An 8,937-nucleotide genomic window follows, 5' to 3' on the forward strand; every position below is an offset into this window, starting at 1 on the left:
CACTATTCGGGCCGGCTCCGCAAGAGGCCACGCACCGGGCGAACGATCGACCTGAACGGCAGAAACCATCACCCGGCGCTGAGCCAATAGCGGTCGGCTCCCGCGATCGCATCAGTGGGTGACGATGCCGTCCCCTCTGATCAGCGCCCTTACCTGGCTTGTCCCCGCAACAGCCACTCGACCGCCAGCCCGGCGCCCAGCACGCGGCGGTCGTGGCCATGACGGCCGACCAGCATCAGGCCGGCTGGAAGCGCCGTGTCCGGCATCGGCAGCGACAGGGCGCAGAGGTCGAACTGGTTGGCGACCTGGGTGTTGCGCAGCAACAGGCCCTCGATACGGTTGGCATGCATCTCGTCGGCCAGCATCTCGGCGATCGGCGGGGCGACGATCGGCGTCGTCGGCAGCGCGAGGAAGTCGACGGACGCAAGCCTCTCGTCCATGGCAGCCGCAAGTTCGGCGCGCCGCCTGATGGTGCGGATGTAGGTTGTCGCCGGCACCTGCATGGCGCGGCCCAGCGATCCGCTGACATGATGGTCGACGGGTGTCTTGGCGCCCGCGGAAAGCCAGTCGGCGTGGATTTCGGCTCCTTCCATCGCGGCGATGGAGCCCGCACGCGTCGCCTCGCGCATGCTGCCGAGCAGATCGTCGATGTCGATGTCTGAAATTTGCGCGCCGCGCTCCGCGAGCCGCTTCAGCGCCTGATCGAAGGCAGCTCCCACAATGGCGTCAGTGCTGTCCATCAGCCGGCCGCGCGGCACGGCGATGCGCAGGCCAGCGAGCGACAACGGCGCAAGCTCGAACGGCTCCTTGCCGGCCATGATCGCATCGGTGGCGATGCACTGGGCGACCGTTCTCGCCAGTGGCCCGAGCGAATCGAGCGACGGCGACAGGGGAAACGCGCCGTCGAGCGGCACGCGCCTCGCCGTCGGCTTGAAGCCGACGACGCCGTTGAGGGCCGCCGGCACACGTATCGAACCGCCGGTATCGGAACCGATGGCGATGTCGGACGTGGCTTCCGCCGCCGAAACCCCTGCCCCCGACGACGATCCGCCGGGGATCAGCGTCTTGTCGGCGGCGTTGCCAGGCGTGCCATAGTGCGGGTTGATGCCAAGCGCGGTGAAGGCGAACTCCGTCATCGACGTCTTGCCGACGATCACCGCACCCGCCCGCCGCAGCCGGCGCACCACCAGCGCATCCTCGCGCGCCGGCGCCGCCTCGCGGCGCATGAGCGACCCGGCCAGCGTCGGTTCGCCGGCGACGTCGAGCAGATCCTTGATCGAGACTATCGCGCCGTCGAGCGGCCCAAGCGAAAGCCCAGCGGCGGCCCGCGCATCGGCGGCGGCCGCCGCCGCGCGCGCGCTTTTGGCGTAGAGCTTCATGAACACGCGCTCTTCGCCGGCGCGCGCCTCGAGCCGCGCCAGGATCGCCTCCAGCCGTTCCCTTGCAGTCATCCGTCCACCTGTTCGTCGCCTGGTTCAGCCGGCAGTCATGGCAGCGAGCAATAACACGCGCTGGCCCCATGCAATACGGTTGTCGATGGCCGCAAACATCTTACATTCACCTCTTCCACGCATCGGAGCCGCCATGACCGCCCATCTGTTTTCGCCGATCACGCTCGGCAATCTCGAAATTCCCAATCGCATCGCCGTCGCGCCGATGTGCCAGTATTCGGCCGACGACGGCTCTGCCACTGATTGGCACCTGCAGCACTGGATGAACCTGGCGATGTCCGGCGCCGGCATGATCACGGTCGAAATGACCGACGTCGAGCGCCGCGGCCGCATCAGCCACGGCTGCATGGGTCTCTATTCCGACGCCAACGAGGCGGCCGCCAGGCGCGCACTGGACGCCGCCAGGCGGGTGGCGACACCGGGCGCCAAGTTCGGTGTGCAACTGGCCCATGCCGGCCGCAAGGCTTCCAACCACAGGCCGTGGGAAGGTTCGGGGCCGCTGAAGCCCGAAGAGGACGCCTGGCCGGTGATTTCGTGCTCGCCGCTCGCCTATGCCGACGGCTGGCAGGTGCCGCACGCGTTGACCGAGGAAGAGATCGAACAGACCATCGGCCATTTCGTCGATGCAGCCAAGCGGGCGGAACGCGCCGGCTTCGACTTCATCGAGCTGCATTCGGCGCATGGCTACCTGCTGCACCAGTTCCTGTCGCCGCTGTCCAACCACCGCACCGACCGCTGGGGCGGCTCGCTGGAAAACCGCATGCGCTTTCCCATCGAGGTGGCGCGCCGGGTCGCCGAGGCAGTGCCAAATCTGATGGTCGGCGCGCGCATGTCCTTGACCGACTGGGTCGACGGCGGCTTTACGCTGGAGGAAGCCATCGCGGTGGCCAATGCGTATCGCAAGGCCGGGATCGCCTATATCTGCTGCTCCAGCGGCGGGAACTCGCCGCACCAGAGCTTGCGCACCGGCCCCGGCTATCAGGTCCACCTCGCCGAAGCGCTGAAGCAGGCGACCGGCATTCCGGTGCGCGCCGTTGGCATGATCGACCAGCCGGCCCAGGCAGACGCCATCGTCCGCGACGGCCGCGCCGACATGGTGGCGCTCGGGCGTGCGTTGCTCGCCGACCCGCGCTGGCCATGGCGGGCCGCAGCCGCGCTTGGCCATCCCTTCCACGCCGCGCCGCAACTGGCGCGCTCGGCGGGGCTGATGAAGCAGTGGGGCTCGGCCGCCTGAGCGACGGCAGGCAGGACCCGACGGCCTGTTGCCCAGAACGCAGGCGACAGGCCATCGGCGCCCGGCCGCCGACCGACGCGCGTGTTCGAGCAGGCGGGGACTGGTTTCTTGCCGCCCAAGCAGCTAGGGCTGCTCGCGAAACCAGAGGGGACCAGACGATGCAAAAGACCGTAGAAATCATCCGTGGCGACAGCGAAAGCATTGCCTATGAGCTGCCGGTCTACCGCATCGAAGGGTCCTCGGCCGAAGCTCCGGCGGCCTACATCCAGGCCGCCCTTCATGGCGACGAACTGCCGGGCGTCGTCGCAATCGACGCACTGATGCCCAAGTTGCGCAAGGCGGAAGCGGAAGGCCGCATCCTCGGCAACCTGACGATCGTACCGCGCGCCAATCCGATCGGCTTCAACCAGCTGCATTTCCACAACATGCAGGGCCGATTCGATCTCGGCACCCGCGTCAACTACAACCGCGAATTCCCGCTGCTCGAGCGGCCCGACGTCAGCCTCCTCCCCGGCGATGAGATCGCCATGCCGGCGGACAGGCGGCTCAAGGTGCGGCTGCTCAAGCTTTCGGTCGGCCACGACATCGTGCTCGACCTGCACTGCGACGACGAGGGCGTCGCCTATCTCTATGTTCCCGAAGCCCTCTGGCCCGCGATGGCCGATTGCGCCGCGGCGATGGGCGTCGACGCCGTCATCCATTGGGGCGGTCAGTCGGGCTCGTCCTTCGACGAGGCCTCGCTGCACCCGTGGCTGCAGCTTGCGCCGGAAGAGGCGCGCCTCAACAGGCGCGTGGTGACGACGGTCGAGTATCGCGGCACCTCCGACGTTAATGCCGAAACTGCCGAAAAGGACGCCGAGGGCATCTACCGGCTTCTCGTGGCACGCGGCGTGATTGCCGACACGACCGTTGCAGCCCCTGCCCCGTTCGCCGGCGTGGCGCAGCCGATCACTCACATCGAGATGGTGAAGTCGCCCTGTTCCGGCGCGATCCTCTATGACGTTGCGCCCGGCGAGCACATCAAGGCAGGCACGCGTATCGCCACCATCGTCCACATTCCGGGCGAGGCCGACAGCCGGGTCGAGGTGTTCGCGCCGCAGGATGGTTACATCCTGACCCGCCGCTCGCACCGCTTCACCCGCGCCGGCGACGACCTCGTCAAGCTGGTCGGCGTCGCGCCGAGCGCGGACGCCCGCTCGGGCGCGCTGGAGGCCTAGGGTCGAGGGAGAAGCCGTTGCGCGCCAGCAATGGCGCGACGGCCGTCCGTCGCAGCAAGTCGTGCCTGCCTGCAGAGCGTTTTCACTTTCCTTCGGATCTCGAAAACGCTCCACCTCCTTGTCTTGACGCAATTCCGAACGGAAAACCGCGTTACCTTTTCCTGGAATTGCTCCAGAATGAAAAAGGTCATCTTGGCGAGAGGCCGTCGAGCAGGAAGCCGAGCCCCTTCTGGAAGGTGCCGTCCCATTCGTCGTCCAACAGCAGCCGGGAGCGTTCGATTGTCGGATAGCGCTCGCGGAGACGTGTTAGGCGCTGCTGCGCTTCGGCCCGGTCGTCGTCCGAGCGGTCAAAGCTCGCCCGGGTGATGGTGGAGCCCATGACATGGTTCCAGAGCGACCATATCGCAACGTTTATGTCTGCATCCGCCACACCGGCCCCGGACAAGGTCTTGCTCAGCAACTCCAGGCGACTGAGGATGTTCGGGCCGAGCGCCCGGCGCGGCAACAGCGATGCCGACCAGGGATGGCGCAGCATGCTGGCACGCCAGTCTTCGAGCATGTGGATGACATCTTCGCGCCAGTCTTGAGACCCACCGGCCTGCGGCGGTCCGCGATACTCGAGCACCGAGTCGAGCGCCAGATCAAACACATCCTCCTTGCTGTCGACGTGCCAATAGAGGCTCATCACCCCCGAGCCAAGACGATCGGCCAGTCTGCGCATGGTCAATCCGTCCACCCCCTGGGCGTCCAGCAATTCCACCGCCGTCGACACGATACGGTCCAGAGAGAGGGGCGGTTCGCTGCGCTGCTCACGCACCGTCCGGGATAGCGCACTTGTCGGTTGAGCGCGTTTGCTTCGGGCGCCGCCACGCTTGGCTGCCATTCGTCTTCCTCGCTGGTCGGAGCCCCGATTTTGGCAGGCAACGTCAGGATTGTCGATGCTGACCGATTGACTCGTACAACGTACCACATCACTAATAGTACATGGTACGAGAAGTTTTTGGGCGATGGGCCAGGGTGCAATCGGCGGGCTGCGAACCTGGATTGCCCGCAGCCCCCCAGAACCGGGAGCAAATCATGCCAGGCACAATCAAGCACTTGCTTATCGGAGGTCTCTTCATCATGACCATTGGCGGCCCAACCACGACGACAGCGACTGAGAACGATCTCAAGCTGACCATCGTCAATCCGCGCAACCTCCACGACCCGTCGCCGAATGGCTACAGCACGGCGGTGATCGTGCCCGGCGGAGCCAGGCTGGCTTACATTTCAGGACAGGGCGGCCAGGACAGCACGGGAGTCCTGTCGCCCGACTTCGCCGTTCAGGTTAAGCAGGCCTACGCAAATTTGCGCACCGCGCTCGATGCCCTTGGCGCCCGGCCGGACCAGGTAGCCAAGCTCACGGTGTTCGTGGTCGATCACGATATGTCCAAGCTTGGGGTGTTGACCCAAAACGTCAAGGAAATGTTCGGCGAGGCCCTGCCCGCGCAGACACTTGTTCCTGTTCCCAAGCTTGCAGTTGACCCCATGCTTTTCGAGGTTGAAGCGGTGGTCGTGCTCGACTAGGCAATTCCAGGAAAGTGTGGTGCGGTTTTCCGTTCGGACTTGCGTCGAAACAGGAAGATAGAGCGTTTTCACTTTCCGAAGAAAGCGGAAGCGCTCCAACGAAGCGATGCCACAGGCGCGCTCAAGCTGAAATAGGCCCGAGCACGCCATCGCTGGCAGCGCGCTCACAATGGCGCAATTGCCTATGCCCCGTAGACCAGCCGGTCCTGCCGCGCCCTGAGTTCAGCGATCTTCGAGCCGGGCTCGACCGCGGCATTGGCGTAGGTGATGAGTTCGCCCTTCCTGATCGGCGCGGTGACCGACCCACCCTGCAGCAGGCCGCAGGGAATCGCCTTGGCAGCACGCGCTTCGGGAGCCGTCATGATCCAGGCTCGGTAGGTGTACTCGCCAATGGCGTCGAGCCGGTCGCCCGGCTTGAGGTCTTTCTTGGCGACCGCGCAAACATCGGCCACCGGCCTGGCCAACGGCACCATGTCGGCCTTGCCGTAGAGCACGACGCGCGCGCACGTCAGCGGCACCTCGAGCGAGGTCAGGTGATAGGGCCGGTGGAAAGTGAAGTACGGGCCGTGGCCCATCTTGAGGTCTTCCATGCGCTCCGAGATGCGCGGATGCGACATGTCGGCAATGACGAACACGCCAGGCGCGACGCCCTTGCCGATGGTGTAGTCGACGACGCCGACCCGCGACAGCACGCCGCCATCCTTTTCCGGGACCAGTACCTTGGAGAGCTCGGACAAGGTCGCGGCCGGACCGTGCATGCCCGCCTTGTCGGGCACGAGCCCGGTAGCGTTGGCGATCGCCGCCATCTCGACCATGGTCTTCGAGCCGTCGACGAACTCGACCAGCATGCGCTTGTTCATGTTGCGGCGGGCCGCTTCCTCGGCATAGTCGTCCGGGATGGCGTCGATGTTGAGCGGGTTGTTCTTGCCCTTGCCGGCGGCAACGACGGTGTGACCCATCGCCGAGACGAATTCGATCAATTCCATGCACGACGACGGCTCGTCACCGGCGCCGAGCGAATAGGTGACGCCGAGCCGGTCGGCCTCGCTCTTGAGATAGGCGCCGATGGTGACGTCGGCCTCGACGTTCATCATCACAAGATGCTTGCCGTGCTCCATGGCGCGCAGGCCGATCTCGGCGCCAACGGCCGGCACGCCGGTCGCATCGATGACGACGTCGATCTGGCCGCTGTTGAGGATCAGGTCGGCGTCGCTGGTGACGGCGATCTTCCTCGCCTCGATGGCGGCGTTCAGCGCCGAAGCGCTGGACACTTCGCGTGCGTGCCCGCCCTCCTGGTAGGCGATGTCGGCAGCCTTCAGTGCCACCTCGGGATGAAGCTCGGAAATCGCGCCGATCTCGACGCCGGGCATGTGCGCCACGCGCGTGACGATGTCGGTGCCCATCTCGCCGCACCCGACCAGGCCGATGCGGATCGGCTTGCCCGATTTCTCCCGCTCGATGAGGTCGCGCGTCAGGCCGACCGGTGCCACGTTGATCGTCATTGATCGATCCTTTCGAGTAAGCAATGCGCGTGTAGTCAACGTTCGACGGGTATTGAATTATCGCCTGCTGTCAACACCAATGTCCGAACCGGAATGCGCCTTCGCCAGCGGTTTGTCAGTAGTAGTCGGGCAATAATCTGTTCGCGATGCATCGGAACGGCTAGAATAGACTGCCTTTGGCCCACGCCCCTGGTTTGTCCGGACCAAGGGCCAATCGGCGGCCACTGAAAAGCACGCCGGGCGAGAACAGTCGATTTTTGAATGCGATAGCAGCCGATCCGGATTCTGCTTGTGAAGATCGGCCCTCGTGGGAGGAGAACGATGGCGAAGCAAGTGCTGGTGCTTCTTGGCACCAAGAAGGGCGCCTTCATTGCCCAGAGCGACACGGCAAGGCGAAGCTGGAAGCTGCGCGGGCCGTACTGCGAAACATGGCCGATGAACCATCTCGTCGCGAACCCGGCGACAGGCACCATTTGGGGCGCCGGCGGCAACGAATGGTTCGGTCCGGCGGTATGGAAATCGACAGATCTCGGCGAGACCTGGACGCATTCCAGCAATGGCCTCGCCTATGCCGAAGGCGAGGAGCCGATCAAGGCGGTGTGGAGCCTCGGCAGCGCCAACGGCAGTCTATATGCCGGCGTCCAGCCCGCCGGACTGTTCCGCTCGGATGATGCGGGCGAAAGCTGGCAACATGTCGAAAACCTGCAGAAGCACCCCTCCCGTCCGCACTGGAATCCCGGCGGCGCCGGCCTGATCCTGCATTCCCTGGTCATCGATCCCAACGATCACGGCCGCATCTGGATCGGCATTTCGGCGGCCGGCGTGTTCTACACCGGCGACGGCGGCAAGACCTGGGAGCCGCGCAACCTCGGCACCCGCGCCGACTTCCTGCCGGAAGGCGAGAACTACCCGGAATTCGGCCAATGCGTGCACAACATCGTCATGGCGCCTGATATGCCCGACCGCCTTTACCAGCAGAACCACTGCGGCATGTACCGCTCCGACGACGGCGGCAAGCGCTGGATCAGCATCGAAAAGGGGCTGCCCTCGACCTTCGGCTTTCCGGCCGCAACCCACCCGCGCGATCCGGAGACGCTGTATCTGGTACCGCTCAACGGCGACAGCGCCGGCCGTTTCGTTCCCGACGCCAAGGCCGCCGTGTGGCGCACCCGCGACGGAGGCAGCAACTGGCAGGCAATGCGCAACGGCCTGCCGCAGGAAAACGCCTATATCGGCGTGCTGCGCCAGGCGATGGCCACCGACCGGCTGGACCCCGCAGGCGTCTATTTCGGCACAAGCTCCGGCGCCCTCTTCGCCAGCGCCGACGAGGGCGAGAACTGGACCAACATCGCCCAGCATCTGCCTCCGATCCTGTCTGTCGAAACGCTTGTCGTCGACAGCTGAGGCCGGGACATGGACAACAGCCTCGCCCCTGACAGCTCCCTGGCGGCAGCGCTGACGACAGTCGTGGTGCGCCTGCCGGCCGTGCTGGTCGACCTGTTTCCCGGCGCCCCCAGACGCATCGAGGTGCCTGCCTCGACGGTGCGCGATGTGGTTGCCGAGCTCGACAGGCGTTGGCCCGGCATGCGCGACCGCATCTGCGACAGCCGCCCCGCCATCCGCAAGCACATGAACGTGTTCGTCGAGGGCGAGCGCGCGACCTTGGCGACGCCGCTCGAACCCGGCGTCGAGATCTTCATCCTGACCGCGATCAGCGGCGGATAGGACGACTTCTCAACTGGAGACCGTGGTCCGCCCGCAAGACCGTGGAAAACCTGGAAAACGATGGCTTGCACCAACCCGCCGGCGTGCAGCTGCAGCGATCGAATGCCCATCTCCTGTTGTCTTGGGTAGGATCGCCCTCCAGGCGCTGGCAGCGAACCCGAGCCTGTATATTCATTCAACTTGTCTCGAGGCATCAGGTGCGAGCCGTGTTGGCTCGCACCTTGCTGCGACAGGTAGTCTAA

General features: G+C 65.4%; 8 protein-coding genes. 5 read left to right on the plus strand and 3 right to left on the minus strand.

Translation table 11 applies throughout. The features are described from left to right. Nucleotides 1-149: 149 nt before the first annotated feature. The gene (locus PCJ21_RS05985; protein ID WP_269930461.1) at nucleotides 150-1,451 is read right to left on the minus strand and encodes an amidase; all 1,302 of its coding nucleotides are present in this window, start codon (nucleotides 1,449-1,451) and stop codon (nucleotides 150-152) included. 133 nt (nucleotides 1,452-1,584) lie between these two features. Between PCJ21_RS05985 and PCJ21_RS05990 the strand changes: the two genes are divergently transcribed. Beyond that, nucleotides 1,585-2,685 carry an NADH:flavin oxidoreductase/NADH oxidase gene (locus PCJ21_RS05990; protein WP_269930462.1) on the plus strand — a complete coding sequence of 367 codons (1,101 nt, stop codon included), beginning with the start codon at nucleotides 1,585-1,587 and terminating at the stop codon, nucleotides 2,683-2,685. A gap of 158 nt (nucleotides 2,686-2,843) precedes the next feature. Then, nucleotides 2,844-3,902: a succinylglutamate desuccinylase/aspartoacylase domain-containing protein gene (locus PCJ21_RS05995; RefSeq protein ID WP_269930463.1), complete on the plus strand. Its 1,059-nt coding sequence runs from the start codon at nucleotides 2,844-2,846 to the stop codon at nucleotides 3,900-3,902. Nucleotides 3,903-4,089: 187 nt separating this feature from the next. Here PCJ21_RS05995 and PCJ21_RS06000 read toward each other — a convergent pair whose 3' ends face one another. Next, the gene (locus PCJ21_RS06000; protein WP_269930464.1) at nucleotides 4,090-4,785 is read right to left on the minus strand and encodes a TetR/AcrR family transcriptional regulator; all 696 of its coding nucleotides are present in this window, start codon (nucleotides 4,783-4,785) and stop codon (nucleotides 4,090-4,092) included. A gap of 194 nt (nucleotides 4,786-4,979) precedes the next feature. Here PCJ21_RS06000 and PCJ21_RS06005 point away from each other — a divergent pair, with 194 nt between their 5' ends. Then, the gene (locus PCJ21_RS06005; RefSeq protein ID WP_269930465.1) at nucleotides 4,980-5,468 is read left to right on the plus strand and encodes a RidA family protein; all 489 of its coding nucleotides are present in this window, start codon (nucleotides 4,980-4,982) and stop codon (nucleotides 5,466-5,468) included. 182 nt (nucleotides 5,469-5,650) lie between these two features. On the opposite strand, the gene PCJ21_RS06010 is transcribed toward PCJ21_RS06005, so the two are convergent. Next, nucleotides 5,651-6,970 carry an NAD(P)H-dependent oxidoreductase gene (locus PCJ21_RS06010; RefSeq protein WP_269930466.1) on the minus strand — a complete coding sequence of 440 codons (1,320 nt, stop codon included), beginning with the start codon at nucleotides 6,968-6,970 and terminating at the stop codon, nucleotides 5,651-5,653. A gap of 321 nt (nucleotides 6,971-7,291) precedes the next feature. Here PCJ21_RS06010 and PCJ21_RS06015 point away from each other — a divergent pair, with 321 nt between their 5' ends. Both PCJ21_RS06015 and PCJ21_RS06020 read left to right on the plus strand, forming a co-directional pair. Next, nucleotides 7,292-8,374, plus strand: coding sequence for a WD40/YVTN/BNR-like repeat-containing protein (locus PCJ21_RS06015; protein ID WP_269930467.1), 1,083 nt, complete (start codon nucleotides 7,292-7,294; stop codon nucleotides 8,372-8,374). A 9-nt stretch (nucleotides 8,375-8,383) separates the two neighbouring features. Continuing rightward, nucleotides 8,384-8,695, plus strand: a complete 312-nt coding sequence (locus PCJ21_RS06020; protein WP_269930468.1) for a MoaD/ThiS family protein — start codon at nucleotides 8,384-8,386, stop codon at nucleotides 8,693-8,695. The last annotated feature ends 242 nt before the right edge of the window (nucleotides 8,696-8,937 follow it).

It is taken from the genome of Aminobacter sp. HY435, assembly GCF_027568395.1.
In the GTDB taxonomy this organism is placed as follows: domain Bacteria; phylum Pseudomonadota; class Alphaproteobacteria; order Rhizobiales; family Rhizobiaceae; genus Aminobacter.

Excerpts from the sequence above, each read along its gene's own strand:
- PCJ21_RS06000 (WP_269930464.1), bottom strand. The coding sequence starts at position 4,785 with ATGGCAGCCAAGCGTGGCGGCGCCCGAAGCAAACGCGCTCAACCGACA.
- PCJ21_RS05995 (WP_269930463.1), top strand. The coding sequence starts at position 2,844 with ATGCAAAAGACCGTAGAAATCATCCGTGGCGACAGCGAAAGCATTGCC.
- PCJ21_RS05985 (WP_269930461.1), bottom strand. The coding sequence starts at position 1,451 with ATGACTGCAAGGGAACGGCTGGAGGCGATCCTGGCGCGGCTCGAGGCG.
- PCJ21_RS06005 (WP_269930465.1), top strand. The coding sequence starts at position 4,980 with ATGCCAGGCACAATCAAGCACTTGCTTATCGGAGGTCTCTTCATCATG.
- PCJ21_RS05990 (WP_269930462.1), top strand. The coding sequence starts at position 1,585 with ATGACCGCCCATCTGTTTTCGCCGATCACGCTCGGCAATCTCGAAATT.
- PCJ21_RS06020 (WP_269930468.1), top strand. The coding sequence starts at position 8,384 with ATGGACAACAGCCTCGCCCCTGACAGCTCCCTGGCGGCAGCGCTGACG.
- PCJ21_RS06015 (WP_269930467.1), top strand. The coding sequence starts at position 7,292 with ATGGCGAAGCAAGTGCTGGTGCTTCTTGGCACCAAGAAGGGCGCCTTC.
- PCJ21_RS06010 (WP_269930466.1), bottom strand. The coding sequence starts at position 6,970 with ATGACGATCAACGTGGCACCGGTCGGCCTGACGCGCGACCTCATCGAG.